This window comes from Arthrobacter sp. SPT-J7, assembly GCF_059089965.1.
This window is the reverse complement of the sequence record NZ_JBNHFF010000022.1, coordinates 1-20,393: the sequence shown is the minus strand read 5'-3', so window position 1 is coordinate 20,393 and position 20,393 is coordinate 1. Positions and strand designations below refer to the sequence as shown.

Below are 20,393 nucleotides of genomic sequence, written 5' to 3'. Positions count from 1 at the left end.
CCGTGACCACCTACCGCCGCGTCGGAAAGTCAGGCCTGACCGTCTCCACCGTCGGCCTGGGCTGCAACAACCTGGGCCGTGCCAACACTGCCACCGAGACCCAGGAAGCCACGGACGCCGTGGTCCACGCGGCGGTGGACGCCGGAATCACCCTTTTCGATGTTGCCGACACCTACGGCCGGGAGCCCGGACTCAGCGAAACGATGCTCGGCAAGGCGCTCGGCAACCGGCGGGCCGACGTAGTTGTGGCCACCAAGTTTGGCATGGACATGAAGGGGGCCAGCGGCCGGGACTTCGGTGCCCGCGGCTCGCGCCGCTACATCATCCAGGCAGTGGAGGCCTCGCTGCGGCGGCTGGGAACCGACTGGATCGACCTCTACCAGTTCCACACCCCGGATCCGCTCACCCCCATCGACGAAACCCTCTCTGCCCTGGATGCCCTTGTCAGGAGCGGCAACGTCCGTTACATCGGGCACTCCAACCGGGCCGGCTGGCAGATTGCCCAGGCGGAATACGTGGCCCGCGAACTGGGAAGCGCCCGCTTCATCTCCACCCAGAACCACTACAACCTCCTGGACCGGCGGGCCGAGCTTGAGGTAACGCCGGCAGCAGAGGAATTCGGACTGGGCGTCCTGCCGTATTTCCCCCTCGCCAACGGACTGCTAACCGGCAAGTATGCGCCCGGCCACGCCCCGGACGGCTCCCGGCTCAGCCACACCCGCACACACCTGGTCCACGACGCCGACTGGGACCAGCTGGACAGCTTCAGCAGCTTTGCCAGGGAACGCGGACTGAGTGAGGTCCAGGTTGCGTTCTCTTGGCTGGCAGCACAGCCGTCCGTGGCCAGCGTCATCGGCGGCGCCACGAGAGCGGAACAGGTGCGGCAGAATGCGGAATCGGCGGACTGGGTCCCCACGGAAAAGGACCTCGCCGAATTGGACAGCATCTTTCCGGCCGCCCCCAAGGTCGCTCTCTTCTAAGATCCTCATGACCGCCTTCCTGCTGGACGTGGACACGGGCATCGACGACGCCCTGGCCCTCGCCTACCTTGCCGCCCTCCCGGACACTGAGTTCGTTTCCGTCACCGCCACTCCCGGGAACGTCGACGTGGACCAGGTGGCGCGCAACACCATGGCCCTCCTGGAACTCTGCGGCCGCAAGGGAGTGGAAGTGGCCGTGGGTGCACGCGAACCGCTGGCCATTCCGCTGCTGACCACTCCCGAAACGCACGGTCCGCAGGGCATCGGCCACGCAGTCCTGCCGGAACCCGCCGGCAAAGTCTCGGAGCAGAGCGCCGTCGACCTCTGGGTTAAGCACGCAAGGGCGCGGCCGGGGGAGCTCACCGCCCTCATCACCGCACCCCTGACCAACTTCGCGCTGGCCCTGCGGCAGGAACCCCGGTTGCCGGAACTGCTGGCCAAAGTAGTGATTATGGGAGGGAGCTTCTACCACCAGGGCAATACAACGCCCACCGCCGAGTGGAACACTCACGTGGACCCGCACGCGGCCAAGGAAGTGTATGCCGCGTTCCAGGGCAGGCCGCTGGAAAAGCTTCCCATCGTCTGTTCCCTGGACACCACGGAGCGGATGGAGCTCCATCCCGCGCATGTCCGCCAACTGGCTGAGGCCGCCGGGGCAAAGGTGCCCGAACTGGTGCGGCCGGAACAGCCGGAGGGCCAGCCCAGCACGTCGGACAACAACTTGATCCGGCACCTGTCCGATGCGCTGCGGTTCTATTTCGAGTTCCACCGCCACTACGACCAGGGTTACCTGGCCCATGTCCACGACTACTTTGCCGCAGGTGTTGCCGCCGGCACCCTGGACTTCGAGGCCCGTCCGGCAACCGTGGACGTGGAAACAGGCTCCCGCATGCTGATCGGTACCACGGTGGCGGACTTCCGCGGGCTCTGGGGTCAGCCGCCAAACGCGCGTGTGGTGTCCACCAACTATCCGGAAGCTGCGTTCCGGGAGCTGGTGTCCGCCGTCGGCGGCCTGGCCCGGCGCATGGGCTGAGCGCAAAACCTTCGCAAAGCCCCCGGACAGCCGCGGTAGGATAGTCGGCGGACCGGACAGGCGCAGCTGCCTGGCGGCAGCTGCCGAGGTGACATAGGCAGCGTTCCATTCCGGCCGCGGATTTCCGGGCCGGCCGTGCGTACCCGAAGGAACTCCATGTCATCGCCCTCCCTGACTCTGCCGTCTCCGGCACCTGCCGCCGCCCGCAAACGCCGGCTGCTGGAAATCCTCGGTGCCCTGGCCATCGCCGGCACCTACATCTACCTGGTCCTCAACCAGCCCGCCGACATCACGGGCGGTCCGGGAAGCGCCTCAGCCCTGATTGCCCTGTCCGGTTTCCTCGTGGGCGCCGTACTGCTCATCGTCGCTGTCCTGCCGGCCCTGCCGACGTCCACCGTGGTGCTGATCCCCGTAGCCCTGGTACTGAACATCGTGCTCGGCCAGTTCGTGGGCAGCACCCTGGTCCCGTTCTACCTTGATGCGATCGGAACGGTACTGATCGCGGTTCTGGCCGGCCCGGCGGCCGGCGCCGCAACCGGCGCGTTGAGCAGCATCGTCTGGTCCTTCTTCAACCCGACGGTACTGCCATTCGCCGCCGGCGCCGCGCTCATTGGCTGCCTTGCGGGCATGGCTGCGCGGCACGGACTCTTCCGCCGCTTTTACCTCGCGCCCGTAGCCGGATTCGCTACCGGAATCATCGGCGGCGTCGTGTCCGCCCCGGTGGCGGCTTTCGTCTTCGGAGGGACGTCCGGGGTGGCTACCGGAGCCATCGTCAGCGCGTTCCGCTCCATGGGGGACACCCTCCTGGCTGCCATCACCAAGCAGGCCCTGATCTCGGATCCCATGGACAAGGCAATCGTGTTCACGGTGGTGGCGGTGCTGGTCTATGCCCTGCCCCGCCGCGCGACGCTGCAGTTCCCGTTTGTCCGACGGCACCGCGTTCTGGCCAGCCGGGCTTCGGGACAGGACTCCTGATTCCCTGCCTATGCGACTGCATCCGCTGACGTCCCTCGTGGCTGCCGGAAGCACGGCGATCATAACGACGGCGGCAGCCAGCTGGTTGCTGTCCCTCGCCGTGATCGCGGCCGCAGTAGGCCTTTCGGCCTTGGCAGGCACGCTCCGGCGGCTCCTGCCTGCGGCAGCTGCCGTGCTGGTGCCACTGTGTTTGTCGCTGCTGGTCCTGCACGGCCTGTTTTTCCCGGAAGGGCAGATCATCCTCACCCAATGGGGCCCTGCGCGCGTCACCGCGGAAGGGCTTTCCTTTGCATTCGAGCGGGCAGCGCAGGTTTCTGCCGCCGTCCTGGCCCTGCTGGTCTTCTCCTTCAGTGTCAGCGTGCCCGACCTGGTGGCGGCGCTCTCCGCGAAAGGCGTGCAGGGCCGGTTTGCCTTTGTGCTGGCGTCAACCCTGACGCTGTTGCCGGCTATCACATCCAGGTTGGAACGTATCCGGCAGGCCCAGGAAGCGCGGGGGCTGGTGATCCGGCGCGGCCTGCTGCACCGGATGGCAGCTTTCCGGCTCCAGGCAGTTCCGCTGGTCACTGCCTTGGTGGAGGACGCCGCAACCCGCGGCGCTGCCCTGGAAGCCCGCGGCTTCGGCAGCACCGGCCCGCGCACCAGCTACCGGGACGTCCCGGATCCGGCTGTGGAGCGGTGGCTGCGGATTCTGCTGGTGATGGCCGCGGCGGCTGCCGTGGCGGCCCGGTTGTGGCTGGCGGGTGGCTAGGTGACGACCTCCCGTGTCCTCGCCGCCAGCATCACGAGCTTTACCTTCCACGAGGCTGACGCGCCGGTCCTTCACGGCATGGACGTCTCGTTTGCCCCCGGAACCCTTACCGCGATCCTCGGCGCGTCCGGAAGCGGCAAGTCGACGCTTGGCCGGCTCCTTGCGGGCTCGTTACTGCCAGGGGCAGGCGGAAAGCTGGCAGGACATCTCGAACTCGCGGGAACCCGCCTGCACTTCAGTGGAGCCGCAGAGGACCCCCGCATCGATCCTGCCCAGTGGGGCGCCCGCGTGGGATTCGTTCCGCAGGACGCCTCCACCGCACTGTCCACGGTGGGGGCTACGGTAGCCGAAGAACTGGCGTTCGGCTTGGAGAATGCCGGTATGAAGCGGGCCGCCATGCACGAAGCCGTAGAACGTAGCTCCGGCATGCTGGGACTCGCCGGGCTGCTGGAACGCCACCCGGGCACGCTTGCCGGAGGCCAGCTGCGGCGCCTGGCCATTGGCTGTTCCGTCATACTGGAGCCCGCGGTGCTGGTCCTGGACGAGCCCTTCGCCTCCCTTGACACAGCCGGAACGGTCGAGCTGGCACTGCTGCTGCGCAAGCTTGTGGCCGGCGGGACCGCCGTCGTCGTCCTTAGCCAGGCGATCGACGAGGTGCTGCGCGAGGCCGACGGGTGGATAGTCCTGGATGCGGGCACAGTCGCGGCCACCGGCACACCCACGGAACTGATGGCGGCACCGGAGCGTCTGCCGGCCGGCATTCGGCGGCCGGCAGGGGAGCGGAATTTCAGCGTGCCGGCGTCAAGCGCTGTCACTCACCATTTCGCAGCTGCCGACACCCCTGCCTTGGAGCTCCGCGGTGTGGACTTCGCGTACCAGGCCACAGCAGGCCGTGGCAGGAAGGCCCGGGTATCCGGCGGCAGTGCCGCCCGTCAGCAGAGCACCGTGCTGCAAGGCATCGACCTTGTGCTCCAGCCCGGTGAGATTGTTGCCGTGACCGGGCCGAACGGGGCGGGCAAATCAACGCTGCTGCGGCATCTCAACGGACTGCTGCAGCCGACGTCCGGTTCCGTCCATGTGAACGGGAAGGACATTGCCGGCGTGCCGGTTGGGGAGGTGGCTGCTGCCGTGGGACTGCTTTTCCAGAACCCGCGCGACCAGCTCTTCGAACGGACTGCTGGCCGTGAGGTCCGGTTCGGCCTGGACCGGCGGTTTGGTGCAGGCGAGGCGGCGGAAAGAAGCGCTGATGCTCTGGCCGCCGTAGGTCTATCCTGGGCCGCCCAGGACCACCCGGCCGAGCTGCCGGCCTCCGGGCAACGGCTGCTGGCGCTGGCCACGGTCCTCGCCCGCAGGCCGTCGGTCCTTGCCTTGGATGAGCCTACGGTTGCCCTGGACGGTCACGGCCTGGCTGTGCTGGATAAGGCGGTACGGTCCGCCGCAGCGGCGGGCGCCGCCGTCGTCCTGGTCACCCACGACGTGCCCTACGCCCACACGGTGGCGCACCGCCTGTTGACGCTCGACGGCGGGCGGCTGCTGGGAGGCTGACGTGGGCAAGGCAAGGGGCTCCGTCCGGAAATACCGGACGAAGCCCCTGCTGTGGACGGACTCCGGGGTGTGTCAGGCCAGTGTCAACTGGCGATGATGCGCGCTGGCGTCCCGGCAGGCCGGGATGCCACCCCCGGCGGTAGGAACCGTTTGCCGTTGACCCGCTCGGAGGCGCCCACCCGGTCAAGGTAGGGTGTGATGCCGCCCAAGAACATTGGCCAGCCGGCGCCGAGGATCATGCAGAGGTCGATGTCTTCAGGCCCTGCCACCACCTCTTCCTCCAGCATCAGTCCGATTTCCTCGGCGAGGGCATCCTGGGTGCGGCGCAGGACTTCGTCGGCGCTTGAGGGGCTGGTTCCGAAAGACATCATTGACAACGTGGACTGTGGAATCTTTTGTGCGCCGTCCGGACCGGGAGCCCACAGGCTCTTCACGCCGTTGTCAATCAATTTCTGCAGGTTGGCAGAAACGGTGAACCGCTCACCAAACGCGGCGTGCAGCGACTCCTGGACGTGTTGGGCCACCGGCAGCCCCACCATGGCGCCGAGGGTGAAAGGCGTCATCGGCAGTCCCATGGGTCGCAGGGCGTTGTCCGCCACCTCAGCGGGGGTTCCCTCATCAAAGGCTGCCGTGACTTCGCCCATCAGCCGCAGCAGGATCCGGTTGACGACGAACGCGGCTGCATCCTTGACCAGAACCCCGGTTTTTTTCAACGCCTTGGCGAGCTCAAAGGCCGTAGCCAGTACGGCTTCGTCGGTCTTCGGGGCGCGGACGATTTCCAGCAACGGCATGACGGCCACCGGGTTGAAGAAGTGGAAGCCCACCAGCCGTTCCGGGTGCCGGAGGTCCTCCGCCATGGCCGTGACGGACAGGGAGGACGTGTTGGTGGCCAGGATGCATTCCGGGGTAACAATCGCCTCCAGCTCGGCGAACACCTGCTTCTTGACGTTCAGCTCTTCAAATACGGCTTCGATCACGAAGTCGGCATCGGCGAAAACGTCCTTGGAAACGGAACCTGTCACCAGCGCCTTCGTGCGGTTGGCGGCGTCCTGGCTGATCCGTTTCTTGCCCAGGAGCTTGTCCACTTCGGCGTGGACGTAGCCCACCCCTTTGTCCACCCGGGCCTGGTCGATGTCTGTCATGACCACCGGCACCTTGAGCTGGCGGGCGAAGAGCAGTGCCAGCTGGCTGGCCATCTGGCCTGCACCGATGACGCCCACCTTGGTAACGGGCCGGGCCAGCTTGCGGTCAGGGGCGCCGGCGGGGCGCTTGGACCGCTTCTGGACCAGGTCCAAAAAGGCGTAAACGGTGGCGCGGAACTCGTCGGTCTGCATGAGTTCGGCGAGGGTTTCGCACTCCAGCGCCGCGGATTCGGCCTGGCTCATGGTCCGGTTGGCTTCGAGGATGTCCAGGACCTTGGCGGGAGCGGGTGCTGCGTTGGACGTCTTGGCTTCAACCAGTGCCCGCCCGGCAGCTACGGCGGCCGCCCAGCGGGCTGCGGTGTCCGGATCGGCGGGGTCGACGGCGTTGGGGCGTTCCGCCGCGACCTCGCCTGTGATGACTTTCGCGGCCCAGGCAAGGGACTGCTCCAGAAAATCCGCCGGCTCGAACATGGCGTCGGCGAGGCCGAGCGCGAAGGCCTCGGGGCCAGTGAGGGTCCTGTTGTTGCTCAGGGGGTTTTCGATCATGACCTTCACGGCGTTTTCCGGGCCGATGAGCCGCGGCACGATGTAGACGCCGCCCCAGCCGGGCACCAGGCCTATGAAGGCCTCCGGCAGCGCCAGTGCTCCCGCTCCCGTGGATACTGTGCGATAGGTGGACTGGAGGGCAATCTCCAGGCCGCCGCCGAGCGCTGCGCCGTTGATGAAGGCGAAGCTGGGTACGCCCAGGTTTGCCAGGGCGCTGTAGACCTCGTGGCCAAGCTGCGCCATCCACAATCCGTGCTCGCGTTTGTCCAGTGTCTTTACCGTTGAGAGATCGGCGCCGGCCACCAGGTAATAGGGCTTGCCCGTGACACCCACTCCCACGATGTCGCCCCGGCGTGCCCGTTCCCGGAGTTCCTCGAGCACCGAGCCCAATTCCACCAGCGTGTTTGGCCCCAGCGTGGTGGGCTTGGAATGATCCAGGCCATTGTCCAGGGTTATCAGGGCGAACGTGCCGGGGCCGGGCTTTCCGGCAGGACCAGGGAGTTCGATGTCCTGGACGTAGGAGTGCGTCACGGTTTCATGGGGGAAGAGGTCGGCAAGCTTGGTGAAATCTGCGGCGCTCATGCTGCTCCTTCGGAAACGGCTTCGGTTGTGGCGGATTCCGCTGGCCGGGCTCCGCCGTAGTCGGCGTGGCGCGGGTTCTCCCAGATCACGGTGGCTCCCATTCCCAGTCCCACGCACATGGTGGTGATCCCGTAACGGACGGAGGGGTCTTCCTCGAACTGCCGGGCCAACTGGTTCATAAGCCGCACCCCGGAGGAAGCGAGGGGATGGCCTACGGCGATGGCTCCGCCGTAGCGGTTGACCCTGGGATCGTCGTCGGCAATGCCGAAATGTTCCAGGAAGCTCAGCACCTGGACGGCAAAGGCTTCGTTGATTTCGAACAACCCGATGTCCCCGATGGAGAGCCCTGCATTTTTCAGGGCCTTCTCTGTGGCGGGAACAGGGCCGATGCCCATCACCTCGGGCTCAACCCCTGCGTAGGCGTAGCTGACCAGGCGCATCCGGACCGGCAGTCCCAACTCGACGGCGGCCTCGGCCGATGCCAGGATGGCGGCTGTGGCGCCGTCATTAAGGCCTGCAGCGTTTCCTGCCGTGACACGGCCGTGGGCGCGGAACGGGGTGCGGAGGCTGGCAAGGTCAGCCAGGGTGGTACCGGGCCGCGGCGGCTCGTCCACTGTGTTGAGGGTCCAGCCCTGGCCGGGCTTCAGGGTTGCTACCGGCACGAGGTCCGGCTGGATCCGGCCGTCGCGGCGGGCGTCTTCAAACTTCTTCTGCGACGCCACCGCGTAAGCATCCGTCCGTTCCTTGGTGATGGAGGGAAAACGGTCGTGCAGGTTCTCGGCGGTGTTGCCCATGTTCAGCGCTGCCGGATCGACAAGCCGCTCGGACATAAACCGCGGGTTGGGGTCCGCCCCCGAGCCCATGGGGTGGTTGCCCATGTGCTCGACGCCGCCGGCAATCACTACGTCATAGGCGCCAAAACCGATCCCACCAGCGGTGGAGGTGACGGCCGTCATGGCGCCGGCGCACATGCGGTCGATGGCAAACCCCGGAACAGTCCGGGGGAGTCCCGCGAGGAGGGCCGCCGTCCGTCCGAGGGTCAGGCCCTGATCCCCGCTTTGGGTGGTGGCCGCGATGGCCACTTCGTCGATCCGTGCCGGCGGCAGCGTAGGGTTCCGGCGCAGCAGCTCGCGGAGGCACTTCACTATCAGGTCATCGGCCCGAGTGCCGGCGTAAATGCCTTTTTCTCCCGCCCGGCCGAAGGGCGTGCGGAGGCCGTCGACAAAAACGACGTCCCGGACAGTGCGGTTGGACGCGCTGCTTCCGTTGTGGCTCACGTGTAACTCCTCATCGAGACGTAGGCGTCAGTGCGCGCCGCAGGGCGGCAGGCAGCTGAACGGCAGTGCTTCCGATGTTACTCGCGAGTAACTTGGCTCACAAGGGGGAGGATTGACTAGCGCACGGCGCTGCAGTCCTGATTCGGCGGCTACCGTCCGGCGGCGGCCACGTCCGGTTTGGGTTCCTTCGGCGGCAGCGGCTGCGGATTGAGGAAAGCGTGCGAGATCAGGGGCGCCGCAAGTTCCACCTGCCACGCGCGTGCGCCGAGGGCACGCAGTTCCGCCGCTACTGATTCTTCGCTGATCTCCGCAGGGGGCCGCCATGCCACCCGGCGCAGGTAGTCGGGGGTCAGCAGATTCTCCAGGGGAAGGTTCAGCCGGTCGGCTTTCTCCTGCAGCAGTGGCCGGGAGGTGGCCAGCCGTGCAGCAGCCTCAGGATCGCGGTCTGCCCAAACACGTGGCGGCGGCGGCGCGTTAGTGGCCAGGTGCAGCGGCGGAAGTTCCTCCAGGTCCCGGGCCGTTGCGATGCAGCGCAGCCAACGGGGAGCCTCGCGCTGCGCCGCCCGCCCGTGGAAGCCCTTGGTGCCCAGCAGTTGGGGAACCGTGGATGGCATGGCCTTGGCCGCGGCCACCAAAGCCGAGTCCGGAATGAGCCTTCCCGGTGCCACGTCCCGCTTCTGCGCCAGGGAATCGCGTTCCAGCCACAACTCACGGACTGCCGCCAGTTGCCGCCGGTCGCGGATCTGGTGAAGGCCGGACGTTTTCCGCCACGGGTCGACGCGCGGCGGAGCGAGTCCGGCATCCAGGATCGCGGCGAACTCCTGCTGCGCGTACTCCAGCTTGCCGTCGGCCTCCAGGAGTTCAATGAGTTCTTCGCGCAGCTCCGTCAGGACCTCAACGTCCAGTGCGGCGTACCGCAGCCAGGGCTCGGGAAGGGGCCGGGTGGACCAGTCAGCGGCCGAGTGTTCCTTCGCCAGCCCGAACCCCAGCAGCTGCTCGATAACGGCGGCAAGGCCCACCCTGGGCAGGCCTGCCAGGCGGGCTGCCAGTTCTGTGTCAAAGAGCTTGTCCGGCCACATGCCTAGTTCGGACAGGCAAGGCAGATCCTGGCTGGCCGCGTGCAGGATCCATTCGACGCCTCGGAGGGCGCCGTTGATGATGGCCAGGTTGTCGAAGGGTTCAGGGTCGATTAGCCATGTCCCGGCGCCCTCGCGGCGGATCTGGACGAGGAAGGCACGCTGCCCATAGCGGAAGCCGGAGGCACGCTCCGCGTCGACACCGGCCGGACCTGTCCCGGCGGCGATGGCAGCTGCGCACCGCTCCAGCCCGGCCTGCGTTTCGATGACCAGCGGAACGCCGTCGCGGGGCGAATCGAGCTCAATGATTTCGGGGATGGGACTGTCAAAGCCTTCCACCGTGATCTGGGGTGCGGTATCAGCAGCCGGAGCGCCGGCCGTGGTGTTTTCCGGAATATTAGGGGTCATGATGCCTTTAGTTTACCGGCCGGCCGGTAAAGGACCGCCTTCCGGGCCCCCCCGGGCCCCCCGCTGGTCAAGCGGCTAGTTCCGGCGCCGGTACGGGAGCGGTGTGACGCCCTCGGGGAGGGGCGGCAGGCCGGCGAAAGTGCACACCATGTCGGACCAGGCTTCGAGGTGGGCTGTCACGTCCGAGGTCGCCGGCGTCCAGGAGGCGCGCAGCTCGATGTCGATGGAGCCAGGCCGCTCCGCAAGTGTTCCGAAGCTTTCGGACAGGACCCTGGTGGCGGTGCCGCCGGCTGCCCTGTACGCGGCCTTGTGGTTCTCGAGCGCCTCCACCAGCCACGTCCAGGCCACCGTGCCCAGCATCTCGTCGTTGCCCATCTCCGGCTCCAGCTGCGCCCGGATATAGGTGACGATGCGGAACTCGCCGTCCCAGACTGCAGAGCCTTCGGGGTCGTGGAGCAGGATGAAGCGGCCCGTGGCCAACTCTGTTTCGTCGTCGTCCGTGGTCCCGGACGCGGCAGCCAGCGCCAGCGCGGCCGGGCCGTGCAGGGAAGTGGCGGCCGTGCCTGGTCCTGGTGCCAGGACCTCCGCGCCAAGCGCTACGGCGAAGGGCGCCAGCCGTGCAGGCGCAGGAATCTCCGCCAGGTGGAGTTCCCCGCGGCACTGGGCTTTCCTGAGGGTTCCCAAGGCGTGGAGAAATTCCGGGGGAACCTTGTCAAGTGCGTTCACCCTCGCAGGTTACGCAACCATGCTGGTGACGGCGGGAAGGCTCGCCGTCACCAGGCGCCGTCTAGCTGGACTGCCCGCTGCCGTCGGCGCGAAGCTCATGGCGGATTGCTGCCACAAAGGCATCAATGTCCTCCTCGGTGGTATCGAATGAACACATCCAACGGACTTCCCCGGCGGCCTCGTTCCAGTCGTAGAAGCGGAACGATTTCCGCAGCCGGTCCGCTACGCCTTCGGGCAGGATGGCAAAGACGCCGTTGGACTCCGTTTTCTGCGTCGGCTGCACTCCGTCAATGGTGTCGACGGCGGTGCGGAGCCTGGTGGCCATGGCGTTGGCGTGGGAGGCGGACCGCAGCCAGAGGTCACCTTCCAGCAGGGCGATGAACTGGGCCGACATAAAGCGCATCTTCGACGCCAGCTGCATGTTCATCTTCCGCAGGTACACGAGCCCATGGGCGGCCTCCGGGTTCAGCGCCACCACCACTTCACCGAACAGCAGGCCGTTCTTGGTGCCGCCAAAGGAAAGAATGTCCACGCCGGCGTCGCGGGTGAAGGCCCGCAGCGGGACCTGGAGGTGGGCTGCCGCATTGGCCAGTCGTGCGCCGTCCATGTGCAGCTTCATCCCCTTGGAATGTGCGTGGTCCGCGATGTCCCGCACCTCTTCCGGCGTGTAGCAGGTTCCGAGTTCCGTGGTCTGGGTGATGGAGACGGCCAACGGCTGGGCACGGTGCTCGTCGCCCCAACCCCAGGCCTCACGATCGATCAGTTCGGGCGTGAGCTTGCCGTCCGAAGTGGGAACATGCAGGAGCTTGATGCCGCCAATTCGTTCCGGCGCGCCGTTCTCGTCCATGTTGATGTGCGCAGTGGAGGCACACACCACGGCGCCCCAGCGGGGGAGCAGCGACTGCAGCGACAGAACGTTGGCGCCGGTTCCGTTGAAGACGGGGAAGCATTCGATGCCGGGCCCGAAGTGTTCCTCCATCAGTTCCTGCAGCCTGGCGGTGTAGTCGTCTTCCCCGTAGGAAACCTGGTGGCCGTCGTTGGCTGCGGCCAAGGCCGCGAGGACCTCCGGATGTACCCCGGAGTAGTTGTCCGAGGCGAATCCGCGGACGGTGGGATCGTGCAGCCGGGTTCCGGGGAAAGTTTCTGCTGTTATTGTCATGGCTTTGCTCACGCTTTCAGTCTAAATACAGTCGGGCGCCCTGGAAGCAGGGGCCGGACTCTCAGGGGGCCAGCACCAGCCGGCTGCCGTTCAGGCCGCTGGCCGGGGTGTCAAAAAGTCCGACGACGGCGCGGGCAAGGTCTTCGACGTCAGTTGCGCCGGAGAACTTCCGCTCCGGGTGGTTCCGGCGCATCTCATCGTCCACGAGGGCCTTGACCACCAGGACCACGGCGGCCGCGTCCCCGGCGCCGGTGTTCCTGGCAGTGTCGTTGGCGGCAGCGGCGTTGGCCCGGCGGAAGCCGTCAGCCACTGCCATGGTCCACGCTTCGGCTGCGGCCTTGGCCGCGACATAACTGGCAGTGGCTGCTGCAGGCTTGGCCACGGCAGTGGAGGACACCATTGCGAAGCGGCCGTAACGGGAAGCGGCGATATCGTCGAAGAAGATGCGGGACACGTTCCGGAGCGTGGTGACGGCGCCGCGTTCCAGGAAATCCCAGTCCTCGTCTGTTTGGTCGGCAATGCCTGTGGCGCCACGCCAGCCACCCACCAGATGGATGACGGCGTCAATCGTCCCGGCAGCGTCGGACACGTCCTTGCCCAGCCGCCGCACGTCCTCGAGCCGCGACAGGTCGCACACAATGCCCGTAACGCCGTCGCCCGCCTTTTCCGCCGCTGCTTCGATCCTTGCCTGGTCCGAACCCACTGTGAATACCTGATAACCTGCCGCGTGAAGCGCCCGGGCGACGGCGACGCCCGATGCTCCGCTGCCGCCGGTCACCAGGACGTTCAACGTCGGTGCCGGGGTGCCAGGCGTCCCGGTCCCAGCCTCCGCAGTGCCTGGTGCTTGGTTCCCCGACACTTCTGTCACAGCGCGGAAACTCCGGTGATGCCGGCCGTTGACTCAATGACGGGGCGCATCTTTTTCTCCAGTGCTTCGTAGAACATGGACAGCGGGAATTCGTCATCCAGCACCTGGTCCGTCAGGCCGCGCGGCGGACCAGCCAGGGCCAGCGCATCAGGGCCCTTCGCCCAGACGGAAGCCGGGTTGGGAGTAACGGTAACGGAGATCAACTTGTACGCCGCGATCCAGTGCGCCGTTTTCGGGCGGTCGATGGAGCGCCAGTACAGCTCGTCGATGCGGGCGCCGAGCGCTATGACGGCGTCGGCCACTTCGTCCCAGTCGATGGTGAGCCGTGTGTCGGTCCAGTGCAGGACGTGCTGCTGGTGCAGCCAGGCGAACAGGAGTTGGCCACCGAGTCCGTCGTAGTTTCGGACCCGGCTGCCGGTAATGGCAAAGCGGAAAATCCGGTCGAAGATGATGGCGTACTGCACCAGCGTGGCGTGGCGGCGGGCCTCCGGATCGGCGTCCTCGTCCTTCTCGATGCGGACAGATTCACGGAATGCCGTCAGGTCGCAGCGCAGCTCTTCGAGGGAGTACAGGAAGTAGGGCATCCGCTGCTTGATCATGAACGGATCGAACGGCAGGTCCCCCCGCATGTGAGTGCGGTCGTGGATGAGGTCCCACATCACAAAGGTGGCTTCCGTCAGGTCCTGGTCGGCAAGCAGTTCCGCGGCGCCTTCGGGAAGTTCCAGGCGGGTGGTTTCGGCGGCGGCCTTGAGTACGCGGCGGAATCGGGCAGCTTCGCGGTCAGCAAAGATGGCGCCCCAGGTGAAGGCGGGGGTTTCACTGACGGCAACGGTTTCGGGGAACAACACGGCGGAGTTGGTGTCGTAGCCTGCGGTGAAATCCAGGAAACGGACGGGGACGAACAGCTTGTTCGAGTATTCCCCTCCCTCCAGTCCGGCGATGAACTCGGGCCAGATTACCTCGATCAGGACTGCCTCGACCAGTCGGTTGCTGCTGCCGTTCTGGGTGTACATCGGAAAGACCACAAGGTGCTGGAGCCCGTCGCGGCGCTGTTCCTGCGGCTGGAAGGCCAGGAGCGAGGACAGGAAATCGGGGGCGTTGAAGCCGTTGGCTTCCCAGACGGAAAAGTCCGCGCAGACTGCGTCCAGGTAGGCGGCGTCATGAGGAAAGGCGGGGGCGAGGACGCGCAGGGCGTCCACGAGCTCGCTCACGTACTGCGAGGCTTCGCCGTGGGCACCGGCATCGGGGATGGAGCCGTCCTTCACCTGCAAAGACTGAAGGGAAGTGGCTGCGGCCTTAAGCCGAAGCCAGTCCTGGTTGTCAGCGGTTATTCCGGTGGGGGCGGTGATCAGGGTTTCGGTCATCGTCGGCTGCCTTTCTGGTTGCTTGATATCTACGGTGAGCGTAACAAGCAACCAGCAGGACTAATGTGAAAATGCCCCTAGCATTAGAAAGCCTTGCTCTCAGGGCCCTCTGCGCGGCTGGTAGGTCCAGCGTGGAGCAGTGTCAGGCTTCTGTATTCTGCCCCCTGACCTGCGGTTTTTCCTGCGGGACTAGTTTCAGGGAGACGGAGTTGATGCAGTAGCGCTGGTCAGTGGGTGTACCGTACCCCTCGCCGTAAAACACGTGCCCCAGGTGGGAATCGCAGGTGGCGCAGCGGACCTCCACGCGGTCCATGCCCAGCGTCCGGTCATGGATGTAGCGGACGGTGCCTTCAGCCAGCGGGGCCCAAAAGGAAGGCCAGCCGCAGTGGGAATCGAACTTTTCATTGCTGGTGAAGAGTTCGGCATTGCACGCCCTGCACTGGTAGACCCCGGCAGTATGGGTGTCCCAGTACTCACCGGTGTAGGGACGCTCGGTCCCGGCCTGCCGGAGCACGTGATATTCCTCCGGCGTGAGTTCCTCGCGCCACTCGGCGTCGCTCTTTTGGACGGTGGGTTCAGCTGCGGGGGACTCGGGCGCCGGATCTGCAGCCTTGTTGCCGAAGATGCCGTTTCCCAGGATGTTGTTACCGAAGATGCTCATAGTCTTGTCAACGATCAGGAGTCGCCAATAAATCCCGAACCTGCGTACAGGTGCAGGACGGGGAGGCCCAACTGGTCCTGTGCTTTATTGGCCCAGTCGGTGTGGAACGTATCTGCCACTGCATGCGGCCTGGTGATCACCACGGCCTGCGCGGCGCCGGTTTCCTTGACTTTGGCTACCAGGCCCTGCACCGCCCCGCCGTCCACTACCTCGCCCGTGACGCCTCCTCCCAGTCCCGCCAGCGCAGCCAGTGATACGGCCAGCGTTTCGGCCGCCTGCGCCCGCTCTATGGCGGGATCCGGAGCGTGGGACGTCAGTTCCCGGAATGCCTTGGCTATGTCCAGGAGGGACAGGTTTTCGAGGAAGTCCACCAGCAGGTGCCGTTCGGTGTTTGCCGGTACCAGCACTACGAGCCGGGTGTCTGCTCCGTCCACCAAGCGCTCGATGTTCAGGCGGTCGTCCGCCCCCAGGGGTTCTTCGGTCAGGATGACGATGGGATCACTCATGGCCTTAGCCTAGTCCCGCGCCTGGTGTGCTGCATTCCTTTGCCGGCGCAGGCAACCCCCGCCGGGCTGCCGGAAATACGGACTCCCGGTGCCGGGGCGGTAAGAATAGTTCCATGGCACTTTTCCAGCAGACCCGCCCTGCCCCCGCTCCAGTTACCCAGGATTCCGGGGCGGGCATGTCGCTGCGGACGAAGTGGGCCATCGGCGCAGCCATCGGCGGTGGTGCGCTGGCGGGGCTGCTGGCCACCGGATCGTCGGCGTTGGCCGTGTATTTCGCCCGCCGCGTTATCACGCCAGCCCGGCAGCGGGCGTCGGACCAGGAAGTGCTGGCCGTTATCCGCGTCGGCCAGAGGCAGCAGGTGATCCTGGCGGCTAATGAGGACACCACCGTGGACGGTGTGTACGGATTTTTTTTCGACGGCGGCAAGGGGCACGCACGCATCGGCCGCATCGTCTCGTACTCGCCGGCCGAACGTACGGTGCTGCGCGAAGTTGAAGCGGTCTACGCGGGAGACCTCACTGCCGCACGGTGGGGCTGGTGGAGCGGCGCCGTCTACCCGGACCCGGCTGCCGTCGGATTTCCGGCAGAGGACGTGGTGATCGAAGTGGACCGGGGGCAGGCACCCGCCTGGCTGGTCCGCGCCGGTGGCACTGCACGCACCTGGGCTGTGATGGTCCACGGACGCGGGGCCAGCCGGCAGGAGGCGCTGCGTGCCGTCGGGCCCGCGCTGGAGCTGGGACTCACCAGCCTTCTGGTGTCCTACCGCAATGACGGGCTTGCTCCATCCGCCAACGACGGGCGCTACGGCCTGGGCTCCACGGAATGGCGCGACATCGAGGCAGCGATTGAATACGCACTTGCCAGCGGGGCGGAGGAGATTGTCCTCTTCGGCTGGTCGATGGGTGGTGCCATCTGCCTGCAGACTGCCGACTTGTCCCGCTACCGCCACCTGATCCGGGCTATGGTTCTGGACGCGCCGGTCACCGATTGGGTTAATGTGCTCGCCCACCACGCGCAAATTCACAGAATCCCGTCACTCGTTGGCCGCTACGGGCAGCTCATGCTGGGGCACCCCCTGGGGCGTCGGCTCACGGGACTGTCCGCACCGGTGGACCTGAAGGTGATGGACTGGGTTTCGCGCGCCGTGGAACTGAGGACTCCCACGTTGGTCATTCACAGCGTAGACGACGAGTACGTGCCGTACGGGCCGTCCGCACTCCTGGCCGAACGGAATCCGGAAATGGTGACCTTTGAGGCTTTCAACCACGCGCGGCACACGAAGGAGTGGAACGTTGATCCTGCCCGGTGGGAGCGCGTGGTGAAGGCATGGCTGCGGCAGCAGCTTGCGCCCCGCCTGAACCCGGGTGGGATAAGGCAGGGGTCCGAACCGGCAAGTGCGGGGGATGCTGCAACGGCCGGGAATCCTGCAACCGCTGGGCAGCGGCCTCAGTAGCCGCCGGGACTGTCCGGAGGGGTGAAGGGGGCCGGGTAGGCACAACAGGGTTTTGAGCATGAGATTCGTCCATGTAAACAGCGGCTCCACGTGGGGCGGGGCTGGCTGATGGCTGGACCGGCCAAGGACGTGGAGTCGGCCGATCGGGTGTCCCTGGCTGCAAGTGACGTCACACGGCAGGATCTCGTGTCCTTGGAGGCATCACCGATGGGTGAGGGGTCCTCATGGGCGATAGAAAAGAGGGTGCTCTTGCCGTGGCTGATCGCACTTACAGATCAGCAGCAGGACGATTGACCGTGCCGTTTCACAAAGCGGACAGCGAGCTGATGGGTGCGGTGACGGCGTCGGTGAGGCGGATGAGGTCGGCAGGGGCGAGCTCAATGTCCAGGCCCCGTTTGCCTCCCGAAACCAGCAGCGTTTCCAGCGCCAGGGCGCTGTCATCAAGCACGGTAGGGGAGGGGAGCCGCTGGCCGAGCGGGGAGATGCCGCCCAGCACATAGCCGGTTCGACGCTGGGCTGCAGCGGGATCGGCCATGGCAGCCTTTTTGGCTCCCAGTGACGACGCAAAGGCCTTAAGGTCCAGTGTGCCGCTGACGGGTACGATTCCGACCGCCAGCCTGCCCTCCACTTCGACCATCAACGTTTTGAAAACCTTGGACGGATCCACGCCCAGTACCTCGGCAGCTTCTGCCCCATAGCTGGCAGCGGAGGGGTCGTGGGCGTAGGGATGCAACACAAAGGGAACTCCGGCTGCCGCCAGTACGGCGGTGGCCGGAGTTCCCTGTGATGCGTTTTTGCGTGCCATTGCTGCTTTGCGCGGCTAGGAGCGCAGCGCGGACGAAGCCGCAACCTTGCGCTTGATCCTTCCCAGCATTGCCGTCATTCCACGCATCCGCAACGGGGTGATGGCGCGGGTCAGGCCCAGCAGTTCAGGCATGTCATCAGGCACCGAAAGGATCTCTTCGGCGGACAGCCCGTCCAGGCCCTCATGCAGGACGCCGGCAAAACCGCGTGTAGTGGGAGCCTCTGCGGGAGCCTTGAAGTAGAGCCGAACGGTGCCGGACGTGCCTCCGCCTTGTTCCGTCTCGATGGTCAGGAACAGCGGCGACTGGCATTCCACCACCTGCTCGAGCAACTCGGGGTGGTCCTGGAGCCGCTCGGGAAGGTCCGGCAGTCCCTGGGAGAACTCGAGCAGCAGCTGCAGGCGCTCGGGCTCGGTCAGGGCCTGGAAGTCGTCCACAATGGCCGCCAGGGCGGTAGGCAGGGCTTGAGTAGTCATCATTCCAAGTCTACGCAGGTAGCGCTGGTCGTGCGTCGTCAGACCCCGACGGCTACGGCTGCGGGAAAGGATCCCCGCTCCGCGCCTCTAACGATGGGCACCCGGACAGCATTGCCCCACTCGGTCCATGAACCGTCATAGTTGCGGACAGAGTCAAAGCCCAGGAGGTACTTGAGGGCGAACCAGGTATGGCTGGAACGCTCGCCGATACGGCAATAGGCCACGACGTCATCGCCTTCGGTCAGGCCCGCCTCGCCCAGGTAAAGGGCTTCGAGTTCTTCGCGGCTGCGGTAGGTTCCATCGGGAGCGGCTGCTCGCGCCCACGGAATGGAAGCAGCAGTGGGAATGTGGCCGCCACGCAGGGCACCTTCCTCGGGATACGCCGGCATGTGGGTGCGCTGGCCGGTGTATTCCTCGGGGGAGCGGACATCGATGAGCGGCTTGCCCAGGTGGGCCAGCACATCTTCCTTGAAAGCACGGATCGGCGCGTCGTCGCGCTCAACAACCGGGTACTCGCCCCGGGCCGGAGCCGGCTTCTCGGTGGTCAGCTCCCTGCCTTCGGCAATCCACTTGTCCCGGCCGCCGTCAAGCAGCCGCACGTCCTGGTGGCCGAAGAGGGTGAAGACCCAGAGTGCGTAGGCAGCCCACCAGTTGGACTTGTCGCCGTAGATGACCACGGTGCTGTCGCGGGAGATGCCCTTCGATGCCGCCAGTTCGGCGAACGCGGCGCCGTCGACGTAGTCGCGGGTCACTTCGTCGTTGAGGTCGGTGTGCCAGTCGATCTTCACGGCGCCGGGGATATGGCCCGTTTCGTACAGGAGCACGTCTTCGTCAGACTCCACCACGATCAACTGGCCGCTGGCCACGGCTCCGTTTTCGATGGCCGTAGCAAGCCACTCGGTGGAAACCATGCGCTCGGGGTGGGCGTAGGCTGCGAACTTCTCGTTTTGTTCAACTGGGTAGGACATATCTTTGCCTTTCATCGAGAACACGGGTTATCCGCGGGACCGGCATGGGGACCTCCTCCCACCCTAGCCACCGCCCACAGCGATGTCCGTTTTCCGTTAACAGGAGGAAATGTTCCCTTCGTCACGCTGGCCAACCGGTGGCCCTGCGCCACCCGATGCGGGGGTTGGTTGCCGGTATCCTTTCTGGGGACGAACCACCAGCAGAACGGACCACCTTGGTACAGATCGAACAGCTTGCCGCCCGAACTCCGTCGGTATCGGTGGATGAGCTCCTGAAGGGTTTCTTTCCCTCGCCACGCTTCGGCCAGGTCTCCTTTACGAGTTACCGCCCGGATCCCAAGCAGCCCAGCCAGTCCCATGCCGTGCGGGCCCTTGAAGGATTTGCCGGTGGCGTCGGGGCCGGTGACGGAGCGGGACTGTTTAAGAAACTGTTCGCCAAGAAGGACACGTCCCGCGCAGGGATCTACCTGGACGGCGGGTTCGGCGTCGGGAAAACGCACCTGCTGGCCTCCCTGTGGCACGCATCGCCCGGGCCCAAGGCCTTCGGCACGTTTGTGGAGTACACCAACCTGGTAGGCGCCCTGTCCTTCCGCAAGACGGTGGACGCGCTGAGCGGCTACAAGCTCGTCTGCATTGACGAGTTTGAGCTCGATGATCCCGGCGACACCGTGCTGATGTCGCGGCTGATGCGTGAACTGGCCGATGCCGGCGTGAAGCTGGCGGCCACCTCCAACACCCTGCCCGGTTCGCTGGGCGACGGCAGGTTCGCCGCGGTGGATTTCCAACGCGAGATCCAGGTCCTCGCCGACCAGTTCGACGTTATCCGTATCGATGGGGAGGACTTCCGCCACCGCGGACTGCCGGCGGCCCCGGCGCCCCTCAAGAACAGCGAACTGTCGGCGCACATGAAAGCTGAGTTCGACGGCAAGACCGTGGCACAGGATGAGTTCAGCACCCTCATCGCACACCTTGCCGGCGTGCACCCCAGCCGCTACCGGCAGTTGATCGATGGCATCGACGGCGTGGTCTGGCGCAACGTGGCAACCATTACCGAGCAGGCCGTGGCACTTCGGTTCGTAGTGCTGGCTGACCGGCT

19 protein-coding genes are annotated in these 20,393 nt (G+C 66.0%); 7 read left to right on the top strand and 12 right to left on the bottom strand.

What is annotated here, in order from left to right:
• Nucleotides 1-2: 2 nt before the first annotated feature.
• The 5 genes from AC5RWX_RS18925 (at nt 3) to AC5RWX_RS18905 (ending at nt 5,281) form a co-directional block, all read left to right on the top strand.
• On the top strand, nt 3-980 hold the full coding sequence (locus AC5RWX_RS18925; protein WP_494097869.1) for an aldo/keto reductase: 978 nt from the start codon (nt 3-5) through the stop codon (nt 978-980).
• 7 nt (nt 981-987) lie between these two features.
• Complete coding sequence (locus AC5RWX_RS18920) at nt 988-2,013, top strand: nucleoside hydrolase (RefSeq protein WP_494097868.1); 1,026 nt, start codon at nt 988-990, stop codon at nt 2,011-2,013.
• Between the two features lie 156 nt (nt 2,014-2,169).
• Nucleotides 2,170-2,988, top strand: coding sequence for an ECF transporter S component (locus tag AC5RWX_RS18915; RefSeq protein WP_494097867.1), 819 nt, complete (start codon nt 2,170-2,172; stop codon nt 2,986-2,988).
• 10 nt (nt 2,989-2,998) lie between these two features.
• A complete protein-coding gene (locus tag AC5RWX_RS18910) occupies nt 2,999-3,736 on the top strand; it encodes an energy-coupling factor transporter transmembrane component T (RefSeq protein WP_494097866.1) in 738 nt (245 codons plus the stop codon).
• Nucleotides 3,737-5,281: an ABC transporter ATP-binding protein gene (locus AC5RWX_RS18905; RefSeq protein WP_494097865.1), complete on the top strand. Its 1,545-nt coding sequence runs from the start codon at nt 3,737-3,739 to the stop codon at nt 5,279-5,281.
• Between the two features lie 83 nt (nt 5,282-5,364).
• Here AC5RWX_RS18905 and AC5RWX_RS18900 read toward each other — a convergent pair whose 3' ends face one another.
• From AC5RWX_RS18900 to AC5RWX_RS18860, 9 genes are all read right to left on the bottom strand, one after another.
• Entirely contained in the window at nt 5,365-7,551 is a 2,187-nt protein-coding gene (locus AC5RWX_RS18900) for a 3-hydroxyacyl-CoA dehydrogenase NAD-binding domain-containing protein (RefSeq protein ID WP_494097864.1), read from the bottom strand.
• The gene (locus AC5RWX_RS18895) at nt 7,548-8,828 is read right to left on the bottom strand and encodes a thiolase family protein (protein WP_494097863.1); all 1,281 of its coding nucleotides are present in this window, start codon (nt 8,826-8,828) and stop codon (nt 7,548-7,550) included. Before AC5RWX_RS18895 ends, AC5RWX_RS18900 begins: the two co-directional genes overlap by 4 nt.
• Nucleotides 8,829-8,977: 149 nt before the next feature.
• On the bottom strand, nt 8,978-10,312 hold the full coding sequence (locus AC5RWX_RS18890; protein ID WP_494097862.1) for an HRDC domain-containing protein: 1,335 nt from the start codon (nt 10,310-10,312) through the stop codon (nt 8,978-8,980).
• Between the two features lie 75 nt (nt 10,313-10,387).
• Nucleotides 10,388-11,038 carry a DUF3000 domain-containing protein gene (locus tag AC5RWX_RS18885; RefSeq protein WP_494097861.1) on the bottom strand — a complete coding sequence of 217 codons (651 nt, stop codon included), beginning with the start codon at nt 11,036-11,038 and terminating at the stop codon, nt 10,388-10,390.
• Nucleotides 11,039-11,099: 61 nt separating this feature from the next.
• Nucleotides 11,100-12,197 carry a threonine aldolase family protein gene (locus AC5RWX_RS18880; RefSeq protein ID WP_494097879.1) on the bottom strand — a complete coding sequence of 366 codons (1,098 nt, stop codon included), beginning with the start codon at nt 12,195-12,197 and terminating at the stop codon, nt 11,100-11,102.
• A 61-nt stretch (nt 12,198-12,258) separates the two neighbouring features.
• On the bottom strand, nt 12,259-12,987 hold the full coding sequence (locus AC5RWX_RS18875) for an SDR family NAD(P)-dependent oxidoreductase (protein ID WP_494097878.1): 729 nt from the start codon (nt 12,985-12,987) through the stop codon (nt 12,259-12,261).
• Nucleotides 12,988-13,061: 74 nt separating this feature from the next.
• Nucleotides 13,062-14,429: a DUF6421 family protein gene (locus AC5RWX_RS18870; protein WP_494097860.1), complete on the bottom strand. Its 1,368-nt coding sequence runs from the start codon at nt 14,427-14,429 to the stop codon at nt 13,062-13,064.
• Nucleotides 14,430-14,571: 142 nt separating this feature from the next.
• On the bottom strand, nt 14,572-15,090 hold the full coding sequence (gene msrB / locus AC5RWX_RS18865; protein WP_494097859.1) for a peptide-methionine (R)-S-oxide reductase MsrB: 519 nt from the start codon (nt 15,088-15,090) through the stop codon (nt 14,572-14,574).
• A gap of 14 nt (nt 15,091-15,104) precedes the next feature.
• The gene (locus AC5RWX_RS18860) at nt 15,105-15,596 is read right to left on the bottom strand and encodes a hypothetical protein (RefSeq protein WP_494097858.1); all 492 of its coding nucleotides are present in this window, start codon (nt 15,594-15,596) and stop codon (nt 15,105-15,107) included.
• A 113-nt stretch (nt 15,597-15,709) separates the two neighbouring features.
• Here AC5RWX_RS18860 and AC5RWX_RS18855 point away from each other — a divergent pair, with 113 nt between their 5' ends.
• Nucleotides 15,710-17,050: an alpha/beta hydrolase family protein gene (locus AC5RWX_RS18855; RefSeq protein ID WP_494097857.1), complete on the top strand. Its 1,341-nt coding sequence runs from the start codon at nt 15,710-15,712 to the stop codon at nt 17,048-17,050.
• 304 nt (nt 17,051-17,354) lie between these two features.
• Here AC5RWX_RS18855 and ybaK read toward each other — a convergent pair whose 3' ends face one another.
• Genes ybaK through AC5RWX_RS18840 form a run of 3 tightly spaced genes read right to left on the bottom strand, consistent with a single transcriptional unit; the run spans nt 17,355 to nt 19,297 of the window.
• Nucleotides 17,355-17,855 (bottom strand): Cys-tRNA(Pro) deacylase, encoded by a 501-nt coding sequence (ybaK, locus tag AC5RWX_RS18850; RefSeq protein ID WP_494097856.1) that lies wholly within the window; start codon nt 17,853-17,855, stop codon nt 17,355-17,357.
• A gap of 15 nt (nt 17,856-17,870) precedes the next feature.
• Entirely contained in the window at nt 17,871-18,329 is a 459-nt protein-coding gene (locus AC5RWX_RS18845) for a SufE family protein (protein ID WP_494097855.1), read from the bottom strand.
• A 38-nt stretch (nt 18,330-18,367) separates the two neighbouring features.
• On the bottom strand, nt 18,368-19,297 hold the full coding sequence (locus tag AC5RWX_RS18840; protein WP_494097854.1) for a sulfurtransferase: 930 nt from the start codon (nt 19,295-19,297) through the stop codon (nt 18,368-18,370).
• A 215-nt stretch (nt 19,298-19,512) separates the two neighbouring features.
• Here AC5RWX_RS18840 and zapE point away from each other — a divergent pair.
• Nucleotides 19,513-20,393: cell division protein ZapE (gene zapE / locus AC5RWX_RS18835; protein WP_494097853.1), on the top strand; the 881-nt coding region annotated here is incomplete at its 3' end.

Bases quoted from the DNA above. Each gene is read 5' to 3' on its own strand.
- AC5RWX_RS18920 (WP_494097868.1), top strand. From the start codon at position 988: ATGACCGCCTTCCTGCTGGACGTGGACACGGGCATCGACGACGCCCTG.
- AC5RWX_RS18915 (WP_494097867.1), top strand. From the start codon at position 2,170: ATGTCATCGCCCTCCCTGACTCTGCCGTCTCCGGCACCTGCCGCCGCC.
- AC5RWX_RS18910 (WP_494097866.1), top strand. From the start codon at position 2,999: ATGCGACTGCATCCGCTGACGTCCCTCGTGGCTGCCGGAAGCACGGCG.
- AC5RWX_RS18900 (WP_494097864.1), bottom strand. From the start codon at position 7,551: ATGAGCGCCGCAGATTTCACCAAGCTTGCCGACCTCTTCCCCCATGAA.
- AC5RWX_RS18890 (WP_494097862.1), bottom strand. From the start codon at position 10,312: ATGACCCCTAATATTCCGGAAAACACCACGGCCGGCGCTCCGGCTGCT.
- AC5RWX_RS18880 (WP_494097879.1), bottom strand. From the start codon at position 12,197: ATGACAATAACAGCAGAAACTTTCCCCGGAACCCGGCTGCACGATCCC.
- AC5RWX_RS18870 (WP_494097860.1), bottom strand. From the start codon at position 14,429: ATGACCGAAACCCTGATCACCGCCCCCACCGGAATAACCGCTGACAAC.
- msrB (WP_494097859.1), bottom strand. From the start codon at position 15,090: ATGAGCATCTTCGGTAACAACATCCTGGGAAACGGCATCTTCGGCAAC.
- AC5RWX_RS18860 (WP_494097858.1), bottom strand. From the start codon at position 15,596: ATGAGTGATCCCATCGTCATCCTGACCGAAGAACCCCTGGGGGCGGAC.
- AC5RWX_RS18855 (WP_494097857.1), top strand. From the start codon at position 15,710: ATGGCACTTTTCCAGCAGACCCGCCCTGCCCCCGCTCCAGTTACCCAG.
- ybaK (WP_494097856.1), bottom strand. From the start codon at position 17,855: ATGGCACGCAAAAACGCATCACAGGGAACTCCGGCCACCGCCGTACTG.
- AC5RWX_RS18845 (WP_494097855.1), bottom strand. From the start codon at position 18,329: ATGACTACTCAAGCCCTGCCTACCGCCCTGGCGGCCATTGTGGACGAC.
- AC5RWX_RS18840 (WP_494097854.1), bottom strand. From the start codon at position 19,297: ATGTCCTACCCAGTTGAACAAAACGAGAAGTTCGCAGCCTACGCCCAC.